This is a genomic window from Georgenia sp. Marseille-Q6866 (assembly GCF_965111665.1).
In genome coordinates this window covers 315157-334137 of record NZ_CBCOOR010000001.1, presented here as the reverse complement: position 1 = coordinate 334137, position 18981 = coordinate 315157, and the positions used below count along the sequence as shown (strand labels likewise).

Here is an 18981-nt window from a genome sequence, read left to right as displayed (position 1 = left end):
CTGCGGAGGTCAGCGGGCGGGCTGGAGGGCGGGGGCGGGAGCGTCCTGGTACGCGCGCAGCGTGTGGGCGGCGACGGCGGCGGCAGGGACGAGGACGACGTTGGCGAGCAGCGGGTAGAGGTAGAACGGCAGGCCCATCGCGTAGGTCGACAGCAGGCCGGCCGCGGAGTCGGCGACCCACTCCCCCCGGCCGAGCATCCACGTGCCGAAGTTCGTCACGAGGAAGAAGAGGGTGGAGGAGCCGGCGCCGACACCCAGCCCGACGAGCGCCGTCGAGCGGGCCGAGCGGGAGCGGCGCAGGACGAGCGCGCCCGCGGCGACGGCCACCCAGGCGCCCCAGACGTACAGGAAGATCACCGAGTGCGAGCCGAGGACGACGTCCCCGACGGCGACGGTCAGCAGCGGCACCGCGACCGCGAGCGTGCGGGGCAGCAGGATCGCGCAGACGACGGCAAGCACGGTGATGAGCTCGACCCCCGGCGCGAGGAAGGTGTTGAGGTTGTAGTCGCGCCACGCGACCGACGCGACGGCCAGCAGGGCGACGACGGCGTACTTGAGGACTGTGGACATGGCATGCCTGACCTTTCGGGACGGTGGGGAACGACAGCGGTGTAGTTCGGGGGACACCACAGACACTACCCCTGGGGGTAATCGTGAATATTCGCCACTACATGTAGTGGTTCGCCGGGCCCGCCGGAGCGCCGAAAGGTCCGCGTCCGTCCGCCCCCGTCCCGGCGTGTCCCGCCGCTAGGGTGTCGGCATGGGGCGGCGCGAGGTGGAGCTGGCGGAGACGGCATGGTCCGGCGTCGAGACTCTCGGCACCGCCCAGCAGCGCACCTGGGTGCTCGTCGTCCGGGTGGCCGTGGCCATCGCCGTCGTCGTCGGGTGGGTCACGCTGTACCAGACACCCGCACACCGGACGGTCGACGACCTCTTCGCCGCGCTCGACGCCGGCGAGGTCACCGAGGTGACGGTCGAGCGGCCCGGAACCGGCGTCGTGACAGGCATGTACGAGGTCCAGTGGGAAGGTCGCGGCCGCCCGGGCTACGCGTACTACGACTACTCCACGCAGGCGGGCGCGCGCGTGGACGAGGGTGCCGACATCATCCGCGCCGCCGAGAGCTCGGGAGCCCGGGTCGAGGTCATGGACCACAACCCCGTCGGCGGGATCACGTGGAGCCTTCACGGGACCGGCGCCCTCGTGGCGCTTGTCCTCCTCATCGGCGGGACGGCGCCGCGGCTCGCCACGCGGTGGGCGTGGTTCTGGCTGCTGTGGTCCGTGCCGCCCGCCGCGCTCGTCTTCGTGCTCGTCGAGCCGGTCCCGCTGTGGAGGAGCGGCGCCCCACCGGCCACGCGCAGGCTCACCGGCGGCTGGGCCTTCCTCCTCGCCGTCATGCTGGAGAACGCGCTGCCGGAGCTGCTGCCCCTCTACGGCGAGCTCTTCCCCGCCACGCCGTAGCCTTCCGCTCGTGGCACCGACTCCCCGCCTGCGCCCTCTGCACCGGACCGACTCCCCCGCCGTCCTCGACGCCTTCACCTCCAGCCCGGACATGGCCCGGCAGGGGGACGTCACGACCCTCGCGGACGCGGAGGCGTACGTCTCGCGACTCACGGCCCAGCCCGTCCTTGCCGTCGCGGTGGACGACCAGCTCGTGGGCGCCGTCGGCCTCTCCGTGGACGAGGCCAACCGCAACGGGTGGTTCTGGTACTGGATGCACGCCGCCTGGCGCGGGCGTGGCTGGACCGCCGCGGCCGCGGCGACGGTCGCGGACTGGGCGCTGGGTCCCGGCGGCTGCGAACGGCTCGAGCTGGGTCACCGGGTGAACAACCCCGCCTCCGGCCGGGTGGCCGCGGCGGCCGGCTTCGTCCTCGAGGGACGGGAGCGGGCGAAGTTCCTCGTCGACGGCGAGCGGGTCGACGTCCTCACCTACGGCCGGCTGCGCACCGACCCGGTGCCGGACGGTCCCCGCCTCGCCCTGACAGCGCCGGTGCCGAGTCAGTCCCGGACGATGCCCGCGACGTAGCGCGACACCGGCCCGAACCAGTCGGGCCACTGCTCGTCCTTGTCCGGCGCGAGGAGATGGTCGGCCACCGCCCGGAAGAGCAGCGCCCGCACGAGCAGCTGCGGGAAGTCCGCGCACTCCTCGGTGCGGACCCGCTCCAGGAGGTCGAGCCCCGCCCCGCGGAACACGACGGCGTCGGCCACCACGATCGCCGTCGCGTACGACGGCGGGCGCCAGTACGGGGTGAGGTCGAGGACCAGCGGCGCCAGCTCCGGGTGGAGGTGGACGTTGTCCGTGAGGTCCCCGTGGACGAGCTGGGCAGGCTGCGCCACCGGTTGCCGCGCCTCGAGGAGGGTGCGGACGTGGGGAAGGTGGCCGCCGTCGTCGTCCACGTCCTGCTCGCCCCAGGCGACGCGGTCGGCCACCGCCCACGGGTGGTCGCGGCCGTCGAGGAACGCGGGCCGCGGGAGGCGGGCCAGGTGCTGGTGGAGGACGCGGCCCGCGGCGCCGTCGAGGTCGGCGAGCACGGCCGCCCGCCACCGCAGCTCATCCCCCGGCACGTCCAGGGGCTTGAGCACGACGTCGCCCGACCGCCACGCGCGGTGCTGCCCGCCCGGAAGCGGCTCGGGCGGCGTGGTTGCGCCGAACGCATCGAGGACGCCGGGTGGCGGTGGTCGATCCACGTGGTCCTCCGATCGCTGGGCAGGCCGGTCACAGCCTGCCGTGCCGCGGCGCGAACGGCACGGCCTTTGCGACGCGGCGCCCGGACGGGGCGAGTAGGTTGCCGCCATGGAGCACGCCGTCCCGATCCTCCCGAGCCGCGACCTGGGAGAGACGCTCGCCCTCTACGCGGCGCTCGGCTTCGAGAGCCTCGGCGAGGAGGGCTGGGAGTACCTCATCCTCGGGCGCGGCACGGTCCGGCTGCACTTCACCCACCAGCCCGACGTCGACCCGCTCTCCTCCGCCGGCAGCTGCTACGTCTACGTCGAGGACGCCGACGCGGTGTACCGCGTGTGGGAGCCGCTCGTCCAGCCGGACCCGGCCACCGGTAGCCGGATCGTCGCGCCGAGGTCCACCGAGCACGGCATGCGGGAGCTGGCGGTCGTGGACCGCAGTGGCAACCTGCTGCGGATCGGCAGCCCGCTCGACGCGGGAGGAGCCGGCTAGCTGGGCGCCTCCTCCTGCTCCTCGACGTCGGAGGCGGCGAGGATGTCGACGGCGAAGACGAGCGTCTGCGTCCCGTTGCCGAGCTCCGGGGGGACGACGACGAGCACGCGCGAGCCGACCGTCTGGTCGACGAGCCCGTCGCGCAGGCCGGTGAAGGTGTCGTTGACGAGGATCGTGCGCGGCACCTGGCCGTCGGCCCACGTCGAGTCGTAGATGTCGCCGCCGGGCCACGTGACGGCCTGGTACTGCACCGTGATCGCCTGCCCGGGCGCCACCTGGCGCCCGTCGCCGCGGATGACGGTGTCCACCTCGAGCGCGGACGGCGGGTCGCTGTCGGGCAGGGAGATCGTCACGCCGTCGTTGTCCTGCGCGACGGCGGGCATCCCCTCCTCCGGCTCGAGCTCCTCCCCCTGGGCGACCGTGTGGAGGACGTCGATGACGAGGACGAGCATCCGCTCGCTGTCGTCGGCGCTCACCGGCTGGGTGACGAGCAGGCGGCTGCCCTCGGGCGTGCCGACGAGGAGCGGGTGGACGTCCTCGCCGACCTGCTCGGGGGTGAGGAGCAGGGTGCGGGCGGTGCCGGTGCCGCGGTCCGGGAGCGGCTCGCCGGTGTCGCCGTCGTAGGCGCTCAGCGCGATGAGCGCGGGGCCGCCGTCACGCAGCTCGCGCCCCTCCCCCTCGACGAGCACCTCGGTGTCCTCCTCGGTCAGCTCCAGCGGCGCGTCGAAGCTGACGACGGGTGGGCGGCCGAAGGCACCGGTGACGGCGATGGTCGGCGGCTCCTCGACAGGGGCCTCGGGCTCCTGCGAGCAGCCGGCGAGGACGAGGACGGCGAGAAGGGCGACGACGAGGGCGCGCAGGCGGAGCACGTCAGGCCCCCATCGCCGCGATGAGGGCAGCCACCCGCTCGTCGCTGCTCGCGAACGGGTCCTTGCAGAGAACGGTGTGCTGGGAGGCGTCGTTGAGCTTGAGGTGCACCCAGTCGACGGTGTGGTCGCGGCGGCGCTCCTGCGCGGCGGCGACGAAGTCCCCGCGGAGCTTGGCGCGCGTCGTCTGCGGCGGCGTGGTCCGTGCGGCGGCGATCTCCTCGTCCGTCGCCATGCGTGCCATGAGCCCGCGGGCCCGCAGCTTCTCGGCCAGCCCGTCCGTCGGCGAGATGTCGTGGTAGGCGAGGAGGAGCCGCTCGACACGCACGTCGGCGAGCCCCGCGCCGCTGCTCGTGCGGTAGCGCTCCACGAGACGCTGCTTGATGGCCCAGTCGAGCTCGGTGTCGACGAGCGAGTGGTCCCCGGTGCGCAGGGCGCGCAGCCCGCGCTCCCACAGCTCGAGCACCTGCTGCTCCACGGGGCGCAGGCTCATGCCGGAGGTGTGCGCGAGGACCCGCTCGAGGTACTCCTCCTGCATCTCCAAGGCGCTGCGGCGGCGGCCGGAGACGAGCTCGAGCGGGGTGGTCGCGGTGAGGTCGCGCGAGACGTCGCGGATGGCGCGCATCGGGTCGGCGAGGAGGAGGTCGTCCACCCGCTTGCCGGACTCGACGAGGTCGAGGAGCAGCGCCGTCATGCCGAGCTTGAGGAGCGTCGTCGTCTCTGCCACCGAGGAGTCACCGGAGATGACGTGCAGGCGGCGGTAGAGGTCGGGGTCCCCGTGCGGCTCGTCGCGGGAGTTGATGATCGGCCGGGAGCGGGTGGTCGCGGAGCTCATCGCGTCCCACAGGTGCTCCGAGCGCTGGGAGAAGCAGTACGTCGCCCCGCCCGCGGTCTGGCGGACGGCACCGGCGCCGGTGAGGATCTGGCGGGTGACGAAGAAGGGGACGAGCTGGTCGACGGTCCGCTGGAAGTCGCGGCGCCGGCGCAGGAGGTAGTTCTCGTGGCAGCCGAAGGCGTTGCCCTCGGAGTCGACATTGTTCTTCAGCAGGTGGACGCGCCCGCCGATGCCGTCCTCGGCCAGCCGCGCGGTCGCGTCCTCGGCGAGGTCGATGAGGATCGCCTCACCGGCCCGGTCCTGGACGACGACGTCACGCACGTCGTCGCACTCCGCCGTCGCGTACTCGGGGTGGGAGCCGACGTCGAGGTAGAGCCGGCCGCCGTTGCGGAGGAAGACGTTGGACGAGCGGCCCCACTCGACGACCTTGCGGAAGAGGTAGCGGGCGGCCTCGTCGGCACCGATCGGCGGGCCACTCTCGGGACGGCGCGCGCCGTCAACCGTGATCCCGTACTCGGTCTCGATGCCGACGATGCGGGGAGCGAGGCTCACTGCCCGCCCTTCTGCACGAACCCGCGCACGAAGGACTCGGCGTTCGTCTCGAGGACGGAGTCGATCTCCCCGAGGAGGTCGTCCAGCTCGGCGCTCTGCGCCTGCGCGCTCGCCCCGGTGGGTGCGGGCAGCGGCGGCGGCGTCGGCTCCTCCGGCTCGCGCTCGCTCCGGCGCTGCTGCTCCTGACGGGCCATGGTGGCTGCCTCCTTCTCGACTACCCGTCGATCCTAGTTCGCATCGTCGCTGGTGCGAGCAGCTGGGTCATTTGCGACCGTGCAGCAGCCTGCCGTCACGGACGGCACGGACTCGGGCATGTTGGCTTGGCGGAACGTGAGTCGAGGAGCTGTCGGTCAGCGCACCCTCACCGGGACACATCAACGGACGGGTCATGCGGGACAGCCTTCTGTCCACACGTACGTCGCTGCAGCCCAGCGAGGCACCCGGCCGGTAGGGGTTCGTCCCGTGGGGCACGTGCGTGCGCGGTGCCCGCTTGCTGTAGGCCTTGCAGGGGTCGCGCCTAGAGTGCGGTGGAGGACGCGACGCGCGGCGAGGAGGAGCGATGACACGCGGAGCCGCTGTGGCCGCCGGAAGGCGACATTCGGTAGGTCGGCGCCGCGACGGGTTGGTCGTCGCTGCAGGGAGAGACGGCTCTGGTGAACTCGATGTCGGTCACTGGCTCGACATCGTTGCCGTCGCTGCTGGCAACGTGCACACCGCCGCAAACACAGGGCGATCGCACACAGTAGGCCTTCGATCCAATGGCACCGTGGTCGCGGCAGGGTGGAACGCCGACGGGCAGTGCTCCCTCGACACGTGGGCGGACGTGGTCGCGGTGGCGGCCGGGTGGCGGCGGACGCTCGGTTTACGCAGCGATGGCAGGGTTCTCGTCGCCGGACGAGCTTCTGAGGGCGCGTGCGATGTGCAGAACTGGCGGGAAGTCGTCGCCATCTCGTGCGGTGACTGGCACTCCGTCGGAGTGCGCGCCGATGGAACGGCGGTAGCCGCAGGAAGCAACCGCCGAGGGCAATGCGACGTTGACGCGTGGCGCGAGCTCACTGACGTGGCAGCCGGGTATCTGCACACAGTGGGCCTGCGCAGAGACGGCCGAGTCGTGAGGTCTGGTAGCCGGGCCTCCGCGACCGGCGTGGATGAGTGGCAGGACGTGACCGCCGTGGCCGCCGGTAGCTATCACACCGTCGGAGTGACTGCCGCGGGCCGAGTCGTCGCCACCGGAGACAATGACCATGGGCAGTGCGACGTCGGTGCCTGGCGAGACGTCATCAGCGTGGCCGCCGGCTCCACTCACACCGTCGGCCTTCGCTCCGACGGTTCGGTCATCGCGGTGGGCAACAACGCTGACAGCCAGTGCGAGGTCCAGGCGTGGAACGAGATCCAGCCCGTCAGCTGACCTAGGTAGAGCTACACCTGACCGGGCGACAATAGTGCGCCCGCATCGGTCCACAGAGCCATCGCCTGCCGAAGACACATTAGTCCCAGTACGCGACCGCCAACGGAGTCCCGTCGGCCGCCGTCCTGGTCGTCAAAGTCCACGACTTGCGACCGTCCTCGATGAGAACGACGCCCAATCCGTCAGGCTGGGCACCGCGGAGGCGATAGTGACGGCCGGGACCGTTGTAGTCGAGCAGTAGAACGTCCATGCCGGGGAGCATGCCTTGCGCGCCCCGTTCACGTCACGTCCTGAAGGCGATCTCCTGCGGGACATGTCCCTCCGCATCTCGCTGACGGGAGTCGCGCGTCGATTCGGGCTCCGATTACGACGGTCCGTGTCGGCCGAGCCCTCGAGTGTCAAGGCCGGTCCGCATATCGAGGCGTGTAGGAGTTCTGGGCTCCAATGCGACGGCTCATCGCGTGTGCTCTCGTCGCCGCGCGGACGTTCTTCCTCGGCGTGCGCGTCTCTGACCACTCGCTCGTCGTCACCAACTTCTACAGCACACGCCGCCTGTCCCGGGCCGAGGTCGTGGACATCAGTGCGGTCCAGTATGACGGCCTGCTTGCCCCGGTGGGCTCCTGGTCTTGGACGACCGTCCGCATTCGTCTCCGTTCTGGACGTGAGGTCGTGGCGTATGGGTTAGTCGGGCGTCGAACGGTGGTGAAACGTGTCGTGGCGAAGCTGCGCACGGCCTGCGAGCTCGAGGCACCGGCGCGATCAAGGTCCCACGTGCGTCGGTGATCGGTAGGCCACGGACGAAGGCGTTCGGTCACCGCGCCCCTGAGGGATTCACGAGTGCAACGTCGGTCAGCGATCGATGTGCGGGACATGAACGCTCCGCTGGCCATCAGGGCGCCGAGAGGAGGCGCTGAACCGCATCTGCAAGCTCCGCCACTGAACGCTCACCATTCAGCTCGACTGTCGCACCTCGCCGCAGCAACGGCTCGACTGTCTCGACGTAGTTCGCTACCTCCCCCGCTTCCACTTCCGACTTGCCATAGGGGTTGTTCGTCCGAGACCTCAATCGCTGCAGCAGCACCTGGAGCGGTGCGCTGAGCAGGACCACATGATCGAACCGGTCATAGAACCGGCCTTGGTTATCCACGGTGCCGGACACGACGACATCACGATGATCGGCCAAGAGCTGAGAGATCCGGGGTTCATCCCACGTGCCATCCGGGAGCGTCCATCCGCCGTAGTCGGTGTCGACGACGACGTGGCCGCGCCGCTCCAGTTCTCCGAGCACGGTCGACTTCCCGGTGCCCGACATCCCCGTTACGAGAACTCTCGCCACCATCGCGACTGTAGTGCCGAGGTCTCGCACCGGCGAGTGTCTGGGTTCGCCGAATGCCTCCGGTTGACGATCCGCGATCGGGACGTCCATCAGTAAAATTGCATCGTCGCGAGCTCAGCGGATACGAAATCCCCAAGTCGCCGAACGCTGCGACGTCCTCAGTGGATTACCTGCGAACGTCAGCGTGATGATGACAGCCTTCGCTGTCGCGGCCGCTGGGATGGCCAAACACCAGTGGCCGTCGCGAGTCCTATCGACTTCCGCCAGTCGCGTGGGCCCATCCATATCGACCTCGCGGCGTTCCCCGCAGGGTATGCCATCAGCATCGATACCGGAGAAGTACGCCACGCGAGCGAGCGTAGGCCGCTCCGTGCCCCCAACGGCCACCACTGTCGTGACCGTGCGATCCAGTGCGAGGTCCGGAAGTCGCGCGGCAAGTCGGACCTCCTCTGCCCTGGACGTGGGAGACGTCCCGGGATCTGCGGTGTGGCCCCAATGCGAGCTGAGAAGAGGCAGAACTGCTGCTTCGACCGTGACGGTCGGTGGCTCCAGGGCAGGCCGCTCGTCCTCCGGTGTGGGCGTGACTGCCCGAAGGCGAGCTCGAGCAGGCGTCTCCTCAAAGGGCAGCGGGTTCATCGGCGCCGATGCTGGAACGCCGCGGCGCTCAAGGACGGTTGCTTCCCCAATGACCCGCGGACGCGAGCGCAGAGACAAAAGCTCGAGTAGCGCGCCTGGTTGGATCTCCTGCCATGCCTCGGGCAGCATCGGATGAATCAGTACGTGGCCAGTGCTGCCCGGAGCAAGACTGCGGGCATTGACGAGGTCAATCGGCCCGCTCTCAACGACCCCCTGCCCGTTGCCCTGCTGGAACGACCACACCGCCCCGAAGCCGGACTGCAAGTGACGCACCTTCCCCGCGCGCTCCGGTGGCCACAGCGCTAGAGCGGCCAAGAACGTTCCCTGATGACCGATAGCCCGTCGCCACCCGGTAAGTTCACTCATTTGTCCATCCTGGCAGCCACCGTGGATGAGCGACTGGACACGCGAATCCGATGACTCCAGGCGTCGGCGGTTACGCGGACGGCGGTCTACCGTCACGCCAGTCCGGCGGCGGATCCGGTGACGGGACAGCTCTCACCCTCGGTCGGGACGTCGCCGATCTCGGAGAACACTCCAGAAGTCGGCCTTCCCTGCCGTGTACGCCTCACGGTCCGTGGCGTGCTCCGCAGCCAAGGTGCGCTTCAACTCCGCGTAGCGCCGCACGAGCGCAGGGTCAGCGCGCGAAGCGCATCGCGGAACGCCAGCTGTTCTGCCCAGCGGGTGCTGTCGGCCGACAGTAGGTGCAGGTGCGCTGCACGGTGCTCGTCAACCACCTGGATCAGGAAGCGACGCCAGGGCCTCGCGTCGAGCTGGGCAGGAACGAGGTGCCAGCCAGTGGCGGCCAGAGCTTGGGCCACAGCGTCCGCGCAGCCGAGGTCGACGACCGCGGCCTGCACGTCAATCACTGGCTTAGCTGCCAGCCCCGGCACGGCAGTGGACCCCACGTGCCGGGTGGGCGCTACCAGCCAGCGGGCGAGCACGGCATCCAACTCCCGGCACAGACGCGCTCCTCGCCGCTGGCACTCCTCTTGAGGTGGCTCGACGTGCACCTCCTCCGTCGCCCACGCTGGCCACTCATGCATCAGGCCATGGTGCCATTCGCCGATCCGCTTGTGGTGAGGTGAGAACCTCTTCAGGGCAGGAGGTCCCAGTACTGCCTGCGGGCTGACATCGCGTGAATAACGAGTTCTTCGCCGCTCTGGAAGACAAGGACGACCGTCTCGAGGAGGCGAGCGTGGGTGTCGAATCCGAGTCGCAGTTCGCGGTGGGGCCAGTCCTCCTCATCGAGTGGCTCCACCCAGAGCGGCCAGTCGGCCGCTTGAACAGCGTCGTCTGCAAGCACTCCGTGCTTCAGTGCGCTGGGATGGACTTTCACGCTGCGAAGCCGGCCAATGCCCTGCGGATAGCTTCGGACCGCGAGATGTGCTCGCGCTCGGCGATGGCGTCGACCGCAGCGAGCTCCTCGGCAGTGAGACGGACAGCGACGACCTGCATCGGCTCTGCACCCCGCCCCGGACGACCACGGCCGCGGCGCTTCAACTCCTGGGCGTCATACCCGGCCTCAGCCTCTTGAGCCCACTGCCGGATCTGCTCCTCGCTCACCATGACCAAAATCGTATGACGAAAAGATGGTCACCGGAAGCACTTGCGCACCGAGAAGGAAAGGCAGCCGCTGGTGGTGTCGGGCTCCGCCCGGCGCCCGAGTCGACCACATTCGTGGCACGGCCGGGCCGATCCCTTGGGGAGGTGCGCCATGAGCGCACTACTTGTCGGGTACGCCCGATGCTCCACCGATCAGCGGGACCTCACAGCGCAACGCGATGCCCTGCTCAGCTTCGGCGTCGAGGAAGAACGCATCTATGTCGATCACGGCCTGACCGGCACCAACCGAGAACGCCCCGGCCTGCGCGAGGCCCTGGCCGCGTGTCGGGCTGGGGACACGCTGGTGGTCACGAAGCTCGACCGCCTTGCCCGGTCCCTGCCCGATGCGCGGGCGATCGCGGACGAGTTGACCGCCCGGCAGATCAGCCTCTCGCTCGGTGGGTCCGTCTACGACCCGACCGACGCCGTTGGTCGTCTCCTGTTCAACGTGCTGGCCATGGTCGCGGAGTTCGAGTCCGACCTGATCCGACTGCGCACTGTCGAGGGCATGAAGGTCGCGAAGGCCAAGGGTCGGTTGAAGGGCAAGCAGCCCAAGCTCAGCCGTAAACAGGAAGCACATCTCGTGTCGCTCGTCCACAGCGGTGAGTACAGCACCCTCGAGGTCGCCGAACTCTTCGGCGTTGGTCGGTCCACCGTCTATCGCGCCATCCAACGCCAACGGCTGGCAGCCAAGGCCCAGCTCGCCGCCGCGTCGGCACGAGGCTGAACGCCTCACCTTGCCGGCGTCCCGCAACCGGCTCCGTCGCGGGACGCCGTCAAGCGGGTCTCCGTCGCTGTGGCTTGCGTCGTTATATGGCGGGGTTCTATCGGAGTTGTGTGGCGGCCGGGTCAGCTGACGCCGATGGCGAGGGTGCTCGCGGTGCTACCGGGCCCGGCCCAGGTGCTTCACATACGCAACCGGTCAACCCGCGTCAGGCGTTGTGAGGCTGGATGACGATCTTGCCGGTGGCGTGGCCGCTCTCGACCGCAGCAATGGCTTCGCCCGCGTCCTCCAGCGGGTAGAGGGCCGAGACGTTGGGGTCGACGAGGTTGTATTCGATGACGCCGGTGATCTTCTCCAGTGCCTCGGTGGTGCGCTTCAGGGGACTGCCGCCGAGCTCGGTGACGGTGTCGGGGTCGGCGGCGGAGATGGTCCTGGCCGGGTCGGTGACGAGTCCGGCGACCTGACGCAGGGCATCGCCACCGACGAGGTCCAGGATCAGGTCTACCCCCTCGGGGGCGATCTGGCGCACCTGGTCGGCGACATTTGCACCGGAGGGGATGAACGTTGCTCCGGTGGCTTGAACGATCTCGCGCTTGGCCTGCGAGGCGATGCCGATGACGGTGAACTGGTGGACCTTGCCGATCTGGGCGGCCATGAGTCCGACACCGCCGCCGGCCCCGAGGATGAGGAGCTGCTGGCCGGGCTCGAGCTCGATCTGGTGGGTGGCGTCGTAGGCGGTGGCCCCGGCGACGGGGATGGTGGCCGCGTCGGCGAAGGCGATCTCGTCCGGCTTGGCCACGGCATCGGTAGCGCGCACGAGGGTGTCCTCGGCGAAGGCGCCGTAGTCCGGGACCACAGGGCCGAGGATCTCGTCGCCCACGGCGAAGCTTTCGACTCCCTCACCGAGGGCGGTGACGACACCGGAGACCTCCTGACCCATGGGGGCCGGCAACGGCTGGTCCCGACGGTAGCGGCCGGCGCGGGTCTTGTAGTCGACGGGGTTGACACCGGCGGCGCGGACCCGGACGGCGAGCTCACCGGGGCCGGGCTGCGGCGCTGGACGGTCGATGAGTGCCTGGGTCTCGGGGCCGCCGAAGTCGGTGAATACGTACACCTTGGACATGGGGTTCTTCTCCTTCTGCTGTGTGTTCGAAGCGGGTGAGACAGGTGCGGCCAACAGCCGCTGAGTTCGCTGCGCGGGGATGGCCGGTCAGGCGGCGGTGGGAGGTTCGTCCTGGCCAGCGGCCTCGGCGGCGTCGGCTTCTTCCTTGGTGGGGTAGGCGCCGTCGGCCGCGTGCTCGGGCGGGGAGTAGATGGTGTAGAGCACGAGCGGCTCGTCACCGGTGTTGCGGAAGTTGTGCCGGGCGCCGGCGGGGACGGCGCACTGGTCACCGGCCTCGATCGGGTGGGTATGGCCGTTGAGGTCGGCCTGACCGGCCCCGCTGACGAAGGTCAGGATCTGGTCGGTGTGCTCGTGGACCTCCTCACCGATCTCGCCACCGGCGGGGATCGTCATGATGACGATCTGGGCGTGCTGGCCGGTCCACAGCACCCGGCGGAAGTCGGGATTGTCCTGGGCGACCCGCGCGATGGTGAAGTGCTCGACGTTGCCCTCGATGGTGAAGTGTTCTTCGTTACTCATGATTCCTCCTGTTGTGGTTGTGCCGGGCTTACCCGGCGGTGATACATCCGCGCCTGGCCGGGACGGTGGATGAGGCGTCCCGGCCGGGGTAGAGGGTCAGGACCGGACCGCAGCTGGGATCGGTGCGGCGGTAACTGGCGCGGAAGGTGTCGCCGTGGTGCTGGTGGTGTCCTGGTGGCGGCGCAGCAAGCGCATGGCGTTGACGATCACGACCAGGACCGAGGCTTCGTGGACGAGCATCCCGATGGACATGGTCACTCCGCCGAGCAGCACTCCGGCCAACAGCACGGCCACGGTGATCAGGGCGATGGTGATGTTCTGGCGCATGTTGTTCACGGTGCGCCGGGCCAGGCCGATCGCTTCGGGGAGCTTGAGCAGGTTGTCGCCCATGAGGGCGATGTCGGCGGTCTCTACGGCCACGGCCGAGCCGGCCGCACCCATGGCTACGCCGATATCGGCGGTGGCCAGGGCCGGGGCGTCGTTGACGCCGTCACCGACCATGGCCACGACGTGACCCTGACGCTGCAGGTCGGCCACCGCGTCGAGCTTGTCCTCGGGCAGCAGACCCGCCCGGATCTCATCGACCCCGATCGCCCGGCCGACGGCGTCGGCCACGAGCGGGGCATCGCCGGTGAGCATGACCACCTTCTTCACCCCGGCCTCGTGCAGGCGGGCGACCATCTCCGCGGCGTCGGCGCGCACCTCATCGGCGACGGCGACCACACCGGCCACCGTCTCGTCGAGCGCCACGATCATCGCGGTGCGCCCGGCGGCCGCGAGCTCATCAGCCACCTGCCCGGCGCCGACGGTGTCGGCGATGCCGTACTGCTCGAGCAGGGCCAGGTTGCCGATCAGGACCCGGTGTCCGCCGGTGGTGGCGGTGATGCCCTTGCCGGGCACGGGCTCGGTGACCTCGGGCAGGCCCGGGGTGGCCACCCCCTCTGCGGCTGCGGCGTCCAGGATGGGACGGGCGAGGGGGTGTTCGGAGCCGGCCTCGGCCCGGGCGGCCCAGGTCAGCACCTGACTGCGGTCCATGGTCGGGTCCAGGACGACGACGTCGGTCAGGTGGGGGCGGCCTTTGGTCAGGGTGCCGGTCTTGTCGACTGCGACGGCGGTGATCTTGCCGGAGGTTTCCAGGTACTCCCCGCCCTTGATCAGGATGCCGTCCTTGGCGGCCCGGCCGATGCCGGCGACGATGGAGACGGGGATGGAGATGACCAGCGCGCCGGGGCAGCCGATAACCAGCAGGGTCAGCCCGAGGACGACGTCACCGGTGAGCAGGCCCACCACGAGGGCCAGGACCATGATGGCCGGGGTGTACCAGGCGGAGAACCGGTCCATGAACTGGGCGGTCTTGGCCTTGGCGTCCTGGGCGTCCTCCACGCGGTGGATGATGCGGGCCAGGGTGGTGTCGGCGCCGATTCCGGTGGCCAGCACCTGGAGAAACCCGCCCTTGGCGACGGTGCCGGCGAAGACGTGGTCGCCCTTGGACTTCTCCACGGGGATGGACTCTCCGGTGATGGAGGCCTCGTCCAGGGCGCCGGTGCCGGCGACGACCTCGCCGTCGACGGGGACCTTGGCGCCGTTCTTGACCAGGACGATCTCGCCCATGGCCACCGAGGCGGCAGGGACTTCGACCTGCTCACCGTCACGCATGACCACGGCGACGTCGGGGGCGACGGCGACCAGCTCGGCTAGCGCCGAGCGGGTCTTGTTGAGTGTGGCTGACTCAAGGGCGTGGCCGATGGCGAAGAGGAAGGTCACCGCGGCGGCCTCCCAGTACTCCCCGATGATGACCGCACCGATCGCGGCGACGGAGACCAGCAGGTCGATGCCGATGACCCGGGCCATCAGCGCGCGGGCGGCCTTGGTCACGATCGGGGTACCTGCGACCACGGCGGCGGCCACCATGAAGGAGTTGCTCCAGGCATTGGACCCCAGGACGCGGGCCACAAAGAAGGAGATGAGGATCAACGTGCCCGAGAGGACCGGGATCGTCCACCTGCCGTACCACCACTGCTGCAGCTTGTTCATCGCTGTTCGACCTTCCTATAACTGTCCAACCCCAGTTCGAGGTGCTGACAACGACGTTACGAAGATCGGCACCGGGCAACCATGACCGGCGTCAATCAACCGCAGACCCGTCCGTGTACCGCCGCCGGGACTGCTCCAGCGTGCTGGCGCGACGCTCAGCTGGTCTGGCTCAGAATGCGGCCGGACGAGCCACGTAGCCTTGGCCCGCGGGCGCCCATGACCACACCCCACTCCACGGGACCCGTGGGGCCGGGTGAATCGCCCCGGGTCTGGTGGAGGCTCTCAATCCATGGAGGATGAGAGTCATGGCAGCACCGAGGAAGTACCCCGACGAGTTGCGTGAGCGTGCCACGAGGATGGCCGTGGAGCTCCGGCAGGACCCCGCTACGAAGCAGGGCGCGATCCAGCGTGTGGCTGAGCAGCTCGGCATGCATCCGGAGACCCTGCGCGGCTGGGTCCGGCAGGCCGAGATCGACGGCGGCGCGCGTCCGGGCACCACGAGTGCCGAGGCCGAGCGGATCGCCAAGCTCGAGCAGGAGAACCGCGAGCTGCGGCGCGCGAACCACATCTTGAAGACCTCGGCGGCTTTCTTCGCGGCGGAGCTCGACCGCCCCACCAGCAAGTAGTCGCCTACATCGACGCCCACCGCCACGACATCGTGGATGGGCGCGAGGTCGGGGTCGAGTCGATCTGCACCGTGCTGAAGAAGGCCGGCGTTCAGATCGCCCCGAGTGGCTACTACGCAACGAAGACCAGGGCGCCGTCGGCGCGCGCGATCCGCGACGCCGAGCTGGTCACCGACATCAAGGTCGCCCACAAGGCCAACCTGGGTGTCTACGGAGCGAGGAAGATCCACGCCGAGCTCAACCGTGAAGGCGTGAAGGTCGCCAAGTGCACCGTCGAACGCCTGATGCGGCAAGAGGGTCTGCGTGGAATCTCGCGGGAGAAGACCCGCAAGACCACCATCGGCGATGGCGGCGAGACCGAGCGGCCTGAGGACCTGGTGAACCGGAAGTTCGTCGCGACCGGCCCCAACCAGCTCTGGGTCGCGGACCTGACCTACGTGCGCACGCACGCGGGCTGGACCTACGCGGCGTTCGTCCTGGATGTGTTCAGTCGAATGATCGTCGGCTGGCAGGTGTCGACGTCGTTGCGCACCGACCTGGCGCTGGATGCCTTGGACATGGGCCTGTGGAACCGGCAGCGCGCGGGCCGCGACGTCACTGGACTGGTCCATCACAGCGACAGAGGAGTGCAATATCGAGCGATTCGCTATACCGAGCGGCTCGCCGAGGCCGAAGCCGTCGCCTCGGTCGGCAGCCGCGGTGATTCCTACGACAACGCGATGGCCGAGGCGCTGAACTCGCTGTTCAAGGCCGAGTGCATCCGCAACCCGATCATGCGGCCCAAGGGCGGTTGGAAGAACGTCACCGACGTCGAGATCGCCGTCGCCGAGTACGTCGACTGGTTCACCACAGGCGCCTGCACGGCGAAATCGGACTCGTCCCGCCGGCCGAGCTCGAAGCTGCCCACTGGGCCAGCGTCACACCCGAGCACTACCCTGAAACACCTGTCCCGACCGGGGCTGGTTCCACGTAACCGAGCCTCTACGAGACCCGGGGCGATTCAGGGTGTCATACGCATGGCGGGACGGCTCCGTCAGGTTCGCCTGGTTGCCAGTTCCTCCACCATCAGGCCCAGACCGCTACCGAGCATGAAGACGTCCCGAGCAATCCCCATGCCAGCCGGCGCTGGACGGATTCCGTCATCACGGGTGAAGCCTGGCGTCTTGAGGTACACGGCCATCAATGCGGCCGAGAAACCACTCAGGCCGGCCGCGGCCACCCGGGTGGGTACCACCGGGGCTAGCAGCGCCGTGCCCAGAGCGATCTCGAAGGTCGACAACGCCTTCCCGAAGCGGACCGGGTCCATCTTCTTCAAGAACGGGAACGCGTTGGCGGCTTGGTCCCGCAACCCCGTTGCCCCTTCGAGGTCCAATGACCGCTTCGTGATTCCGGTGTTCAAGATGAAGGCCCCGCTCGCCAGTCGCGGCGGGACATGGTGAAGCTTGACGATCATAGCGACCTCCTGAGTTTCGGACGGGGGAATACCAGCGGCTCGAACTCCACAAAGCAGCGGGCAGGCTCCCCCTGATTCATTGATGGAGCCCGTGACCGGTTCGGGCACCGATTGGCGGCGGGGGCCGTCCGGCCAGTTTGGGCTCTCGCTTGCGGTCTGGGCACGGGTCGACGTCCCCGCTTGTCCCAGTGGAGGCGGTTCTACCTGTCCTCCGAGACAACGCTTGCGGTAACGCCGGCACCGCCGACGGTCACCAGGATGTCCTCGACGTCCAAGCGTTGAGGGTCGTAGTCGACGTCGACCCGGCCGGAGCCGAGATCGACGTGCACGGCTTGCACACCCGCAAGACGCTTCAGGTGCCGGTTGATGTCGGTGGCGCACGAGGGGCAGAACAACTCCCCCAGGCGCAACTGCAGGTGCGCCGCCTGCGCCATCACGCTCACTGTCCTTCTCCTTGGCGCGGCGGGCGTCAGAATGCGGCGGGCTTGGCGACGTACCCGGCCTTGGCAACGGCGGCGATCAGGTCCTCGACGCTGGCCTTCGCCGGGTCGTGGTCGACCTCGATGCGCGCGGAGGCGAACTGGACCTTCACGGCGCTGACGCCGTCCAGGCGCCCGACACGCTTCTCGATCTTCGCCACGCAGGAGGGGCAGGAGAAGCCCTCGGCGCGCAGGATGGTGTGGGTGGTGGTGGGAGCGGTGGTGCTCATAGTGTGTCCCTTCCATTTCTGACGAGGTCTCACCCTTCTTGGGTGCTGGCTACGACGTTACGGGCGGGGCAGGAACCGAACCATGATCTACGTCAATCAACCGCAACAGACATCAGCAAGTCCTCGGCCCTCAGGCACTGGCCGCCACGGTGGCGAGCAGACGGCCGCGGTCCAGGATGGCGGTCCATCTGCGTCCGGAGTCGATGATGCCGTCCTTGCGGAGCTGGCTCATCACCCGGGAGACGGACTCCGGTGTCGAACCGGCCATGCCGGCCAGGTCGGTGCGAGACAGCGGCAGCTGGATCAAGGTGCCACCACAGGCACTGTCCTGCCCGAACTTCCCGGCCAGGCGCAACAACGTGGTCGCTACCCGCTGGGCGACGGTGGCGGTGGACTGCGCGGTTACGTCCGCACGCGCTTGCGCTAGCAGCGCGGTGACGTCGTCTAGCACTGTCCGCGCCACACTAAGCCGCCCACCTATCCCGGGCATCTACGGGCTACGTCGATGCCAGTCCGCTGCCATCGGATCCCCGTGCCGGCCTTCCACGGTCAGCTGCGGCGGGAGCCCTGGATGGAGTCCCGCATCACGTTGACAGTGCGGCTCTGATTGCCGCATTCCATTCTTGGCAGCCACGGCGCACCACTGGCAGTCTGCTGTACGCAAACGAACGATTCCGCTACAGCGACGACGAGGGCTCGTCGCCCTCTTCAGGATGCTTGACGGTTCGCGGTTCTCGGCTGTGGCTTGCGCCACCGTCGCAGCCACGGAGAGCGCCCCCCGAGGGTGGTTCCCATCCGGGACGCTCACAGCGGCTCGGCGCGCGGCCGTGCCGCGGTCAACGTGCGCTCGCGTACGCCTCGGTAAGCCATTCGACGATCTGATCGTCCACGTCGCTGGGCTCGTGAAGCTCAATGTGGTGCATCCACACCTTCGCCGAGGAATGAGCAACTTCCTTGATTCGTTCGGATCTCAGTTCGCGCGGCAGCGCGATGGAGAGCACCGCTGGTACATCACTATTGACGTACTGCCCCGGTCGCCACACGTAGGCAAAGCCACGGCGGCGGCCGAAGGTGACCTGGCTCTTGGTCACCCTCACCGTCGCTTCGCCGATCGCGTGCACGGCCTCCTGGACCGCGCGGCAGATCGCAAGACCCTCGGGGAAGCCGTGAAACAGATCCTCCGGGGAAGCAGCCTCATCGCGCATCGCCCGAGCGTAGATCCACAGGACGCCACCGGCCACCAGCCCAGGCAGGACCAGGAGAGATCACCTGGACGGCACGCGGGTGGGCAAGCCGCGTCATGAGCGGCCGGCCGGTGCACCTCACTCGCTCCGCGCTGACCGAGGTGGTTCGTGAAGACATGAGTAGCCGCGCAGCCGGCGCAG

23 protein-coding genes and 1 pseudogene are annotated in these 18981 nt (G+C 69.1%); 6 read left to right on the top strand and 18 right to left on the bottom strand.

Annotated features, from left to right (window positions below):
• Nucleotides 1-9: 9 nt before the first annotated feature.
• On the bottom strand, nucleotides 10-570 hold the full coding sequence (locus tag ACWPXV_RS01650; protein WP_454083579.1) for a DUF6580 family putative transport protein: 561 nt from the start codon (nucleotides 568-570) through the stop codon (nucleotides 10-12).
• Nucleotides 571-760: 190 nt separating this feature from the next.
• Here ACWPXV_RS01650 and ACWPXV_RS01645 point away from each other — a divergent pair, with 190 nt between their 5' ends.
• Entirely contained in the window at nucleotides 761-1459 is a 699-nt protein-coding gene (locus ACWPXV_RS01645; RefSeq protein ID WP_454083578.1) for a hypothetical protein, read from the top strand.
• 10 nt (nucleotides 1460-1469) lie between these two features.
• The gene (locus ACWPXV_RS01640; protein WP_454083577.1) at nucleotides 1470-2024 is read left to right on the top strand and encodes a GNAT family N-acetyltransferase; all 555 of its coding nucleotides are present in this window, start codon (nucleotides 1470-1472) and stop codon (nucleotides 2022-2024) included.
• On the opposite strand, the gene ACWPXV_RS01635 is transcribed toward ACWPXV_RS01640, so the two are convergent.
• Complete coding sequence (locus ACWPXV_RS01635) at nucleotides 1997-2686, bottom strand: hypothetical protein (RefSeq protein ID WP_454083576.1); 690 nt, start codon at nucleotides 2684-2686, stop codon at nucleotides 1997-1999. The two genes, ACWPXV_RS01640 and ACWPXV_RS01635, sit on opposite strands and share 28 nt — an antisense overlap.
• 106 nt (nucleotides 2687-2792) lie before the next feature.
• On the opposite strand from ACWPXV_RS01635, the gene ACWPXV_RS01630 reads away from it, so the two are divergent.
• The gene (locus ACWPXV_RS01630) at nucleotides 2793-3170 is read left to right on the top strand and encodes a bleomycin resistance protein (RefSeq protein ID WP_454083575.1); all 378 of its coding nucleotides are present in this window, start codon (nucleotides 2793-2795) and stop codon (nucleotides 3168-3170) included.
• Here the strand turns inward: ACWPXV_RS01630 and ACWPXV_RS01625 are convergent.
• From ACWPXV_RS01625 to ACWPXV_RS01615, 3 genes are read right to left on the bottom strand one after another with little or no spacing between them, the layout of a single operon-like run.
• Entirely contained in the window at nucleotides 3167-4039 is an 873-nt protein-coding gene (locus ACWPXV_RS01625) for an FKBP-type peptidyl-prolyl cis-trans isomerase (RefSeq protein ID WP_454083574.1), read from the bottom strand. The genes ACWPXV_RS01630 and ACWPXV_RS01625 overlap by 4 nt on opposite strands.
• A 1-nt stretch (nucleotide 4040) precedes the next feature.
• A complete protein-coding gene (pafA, locus tag ACWPXV_RS01620) occupies nucleotides 4041-5423 on the bottom strand; it encodes a Pup--protein ligase (RefSeq protein WP_454083573.1) in 1383 nt (460 codons plus the stop codon).
• Nucleotides 5420-5617 carry a ubiquitin-like protein Pup gene (locus ACWPXV_RS01615; protein WP_251303036.1) on the bottom strand — a complete coding sequence of 66 codons (198 nt, stop codon included), beginning with the start codon at nucleotides 5615-5617 and terminating at the stop codon, nucleotides 5420-5422. The genes pafA and ACWPXV_RS01615 overlap by 4 nt, the downstream gene beginning before the upstream one ends.
• A 365-nt stretch (nucleotides 5618-5982) precedes the next feature.
• On the opposite strand from ACWPXV_RS01615, the gene ACWPXV_RS01610 reads away from it, so the two are divergent.
• Entirely contained in the window at nucleotides 5983-6831 is an 849-nt protein-coding gene (locus ACWPXV_RS01610; protein WP_454083572.1) for an RCC1 domain-containing protein, read from the top strand.
• A gap of 889 nt (nucleotides 6832-7720) precedes the next feature.
• Here the strand turns inward: ACWPXV_RS01610 and ACWPXV_RS01605 are convergent.
• The 5 genes from ACWPXV_RS01605 to ACWPXV_RS01585 all read right to left on the bottom strand — a co-directional run bounded on the left by ACWPXV_RS01605 (nucleotide 7721) and on the right by ACWPXV_RS01585 (nucleotide 10372).
• Nucleotides 7721-8167, bottom strand: coding sequence for an AAA family ATPase (locus ACWPXV_RS01605; protein ID WP_454083636.1), 447 nt, complete (start codon nucleotides 8165-8167; stop codon nucleotides 7721-7723).
• Nucleotides 8168-9301: 1134 nt separating this feature from the next.
• Nucleotides 9302-9430, bottom strand: a complete 129-nt coding sequence (locus ACWPXV_RS01600) for a hypothetical protein (RefSeq protein ID WP_454083571.1) — start codon at nucleotides 9428-9430, stop codon at nucleotides 9302-9304.
• Complete coding sequence (locus tag ACWPXV_RS01595) at nucleotides 9409-9849, bottom strand: GrpB family protein (RefSeq protein WP_454083570.1); 441 nt, start codon at nucleotides 9847-9849, stop codon at nucleotides 9409-9411. The genes ACWPXV_RS01600 and ACWPXV_RS01595 overlap by 22 nt, the downstream gene beginning before the upstream one ends.
• Before the next feature lie 50 nt (nucleotides 9850-9899).
• Entirely contained in the window at nucleotides 9900-10142 is a 243-nt protein-coding gene (locus ACWPXV_RS01590; RefSeq protein WP_454083569.1) for a toxin, read from the bottom strand.
• Complete coding sequence (locus ACWPXV_RS01585) at nucleotides 10139-10372, bottom strand: ribbon-helix-helix protein, CopG family (protein ID WP_454083568.1); 234 nt, start codon at nucleotides 10370-10372, stop codon at nucleotides 10139-10141. The genes ACWPXV_RS01590 and ACWPXV_RS01585 overlap by 4 nt, the downstream gene beginning before the upstream one ends.
• Nucleotides 10373-10520: 148 nt before the next feature.
• Here ACWPXV_RS01585 and ACWPXV_RS01580 point away from each other — a divergent pair, with 148 nt between their 5' ends.
• Entirely contained in the window at nucleotides 10521-11135 is a 615-nt protein-coding gene (locus ACWPXV_RS01580) for a recombinase family protein (RefSeq protein ID WP_454083567.1), read from the top strand.
• Nucleotides 11136-11340: 205 nt separating this feature from the next.
• Here the strand turns inward: ACWPXV_RS01580 and ACWPXV_RS01575 are convergent, their stop codons facing one another.
• The 3 genes from ACWPXV_RS01575 to ACWPXV_RS01565 form a co-directional block, all read right to left on the bottom strand.
• Nucleotides 11341-12255, bottom strand: a complete 915-nt coding sequence (locus tag ACWPXV_RS01575) for an NADP-dependent oxidoreductase (protein WP_454083566.1) — start codon at nucleotides 12253-12255, stop codon at nucleotides 11341-11343.
• 87 nt (nucleotides 12256-12342) lie between these two features.
• Complete coding sequence (locus tag ACWPXV_RS01570) at nucleotides 12343-12774, bottom strand: cupin domain-containing protein (protein ID WP_154795780.1); 432 nt, start codon at nucleotides 12772-12774, stop codon at nucleotides 12343-12345.
• A 96-nt stretch (nucleotides 12775-12870) separates the two neighbouring features.
• Nucleotides 12871-14808, bottom strand: coding sequence for a heavy metal translocating P-type ATPase (locus tag ACWPXV_RS01565; protein WP_454083565.1), 1938 nt, complete (start codon nucleotides 14806-14808; stop codon nucleotides 12871-12873).
• Between the two features lie 296 nt (nucleotides 14809-15104).
• Between ACWPXV_RS01565 and ACWPXV_RS01560 the strand changes: the two are divergent.
• Nucleotides 15105-16407: pseudogene (locus tag ACWPXV_RS01560) on the top strand (IS3 family transposase).
• Nucleotides 16408-16467: 60 nt separating this feature from the next.
• On the opposite strand, the gene ACWPXV_RS01555 reads toward ACWPXV_RS01560, so the two are convergent.
• The 5 genes from ACWPXV_RS01555 to ACWPXV_RS01535 all read right to left on the bottom strand — a co-directional run bounded on the left by ACWPXV_RS01555 (nucleotide 16468) and on the right by ACWPXV_RS01535 (nucleotide 18801).
• The gene (locus tag ACWPXV_RS01555) at nucleotides 16468-16887 is read right to left on the bottom strand and encodes a hypothetical protein (RefSeq protein WP_324649984.1); all 420 of its coding nucleotides are present in this window, start codon (nucleotides 16885-16887) and stop codon (nucleotides 16468-16470) included.
• A 200-nt stretch (nucleotides 16888-17087) separates the two neighbouring features.
• Nucleotides 17088-17321 (bottom strand): heavy-metal-associated domain-containing protein, encoded by a 234-nt coding sequence (locus ACWPXV_RS01550; protein ID WP_454083635.1) that lies wholly within the window; start codon nucleotides 17319-17321, stop codon nucleotides 17088-17090.
• Between the two features lie 35 nt (nucleotides 17322-17356).
• Nucleotides 17357-17596 carry a heavy-metal-associated domain-containing protein gene (locus ACWPXV_RS01545; protein ID WP_324649983.1) on the bottom strand — a complete coding sequence of 80 codons (240 nt, stop codon included), beginning with the start codon at nucleotides 17594-17596 and terminating at the stop codon, nucleotides 17357-17359.
• A gap of 130 nt (nucleotides 17597-17726) precedes the next feature.
• Entirely contained in the window at nucleotides 17727-18047 is a 321-nt protein-coding gene (locus ACWPXV_RS01540) for a Crp/Fnr family transcriptional regulator (RefSeq protein WP_324649982.1), read from the bottom strand.
• A 385-nt stretch (nucleotides 18048-18432) separates the two neighbouring features.
• Entirely contained in the window at nucleotides 18433-18801 is a 369-nt protein-coding gene (locus ACWPXV_RS01535; protein WP_454083564.1) for a DUF5655 domain-containing protein, read from the bottom strand.
• Nucleotides 18802-18981: the final 180 nt, after the last annotated feature.

Coding starts and splice junctions, on each gene's coding strand:
- ACWPXV_RS01650 (WP_454083579.1), bottom strand. CDS start 570: ATGTCCACAGTCCTCAAGTACGCCGTCGTCGCCCTGCTGGCCGTCGCG.
- ACWPXV_RS01645 (WP_454083578.1), top strand. CDS start 761: ATGGGGCGGCGCGAGGTGGAGCTGGCGGAGACGGCATGGTCCGGCGTC.
- ACWPXV_RS01630 (WP_454083575.1), top strand. CDS start 2,793: ATGGAGCACGCCGTCCCGATCCTCCCGAGCCGCGACCTGGGAGAGACG.
- ACWPXV_RS01615 (WP_251303036.1), bottom strand. CDS start 5,617: ATGGCCCGTCAGGAGCAGCAGCGCCGGAGCGAGCGCGAGCCGGAGGAG.
- ACWPXV_RS01610 (WP_454083572.1), top strand. CDS start 5,983: ATGACACGCGGAGCCGCTGTGGCCGCCGGAAGGCGACATTCGGTAGGT.
- ACWPXV_RS01595 (WP_454083570.1), bottom strand. CDS start 9,849: ATGCATGAGTGGCCAGCGTGGGCGACGGAGGAGGTGCACGTCGAGCCA.
- ACWPXV_RS01585 (WP_454083568.1), bottom strand. CDS start 10,372: ATGGTGAGCGAGGAGCAGATCCGGCAGTGGGCTCAAGAGGCTGAGGCC.
- ACWPXV_RS01580 (WP_454083567.1), top strand. CDS start 10,521: ATGAGCGCACTACTTGTCGGGTACGCCCGATGCTCCACCGATCAGCGG.
- ACWPXV_RS01575 (WP_454083566.1), bottom strand. CDS start 12,255: ATGTCCAAGGTGTACGTATTCACCGACTTCGGCGGCCCCGAGACCCAG.
- ACWPXV_RS01570 (WP_154795780.1), bottom strand. CDS start 12,774: ATGAGTAACGAAGAACACTTCACCATCGAGGGCAACGTCGAGCACTTC.
- ACWPXV_RS01565 (WP_454083565.1), bottom strand. CDS start 14,808: ATGAACAAGCTGCAGCAGTGGTGGTACGGCAGGTGGACGATCCCGGTC.
- ACWPXV_RS01555 (WP_324649984.1), bottom strand. CDS start 16,887: ATGATCGTCAAGCTTCACCATGTCCCGCCGCGACTGGCGAGCGGGGCC.
- ACWPXV_RS01550 (WP_454083635.1), bottom strand. CDS start 17,321: ATGGCGCAGGCGGCGCACCTGCAGTTGCGCCTGGGGGAGTTGTTCTGC.
- ACWPXV_RS01545 (WP_324649983.1), bottom strand. CDS start 17,596: ATGAGCACCACCGCTCCCACCACCACCCACACCATCCTGCGCGCCGAG.
- ACWPXV_RS01535 (WP_454083564.1), bottom strand. CDS start 18,801: ATGCGCGATGAGGCTGCTTCCCCGGAGGATCTGTTTCACGGCTTCCCC.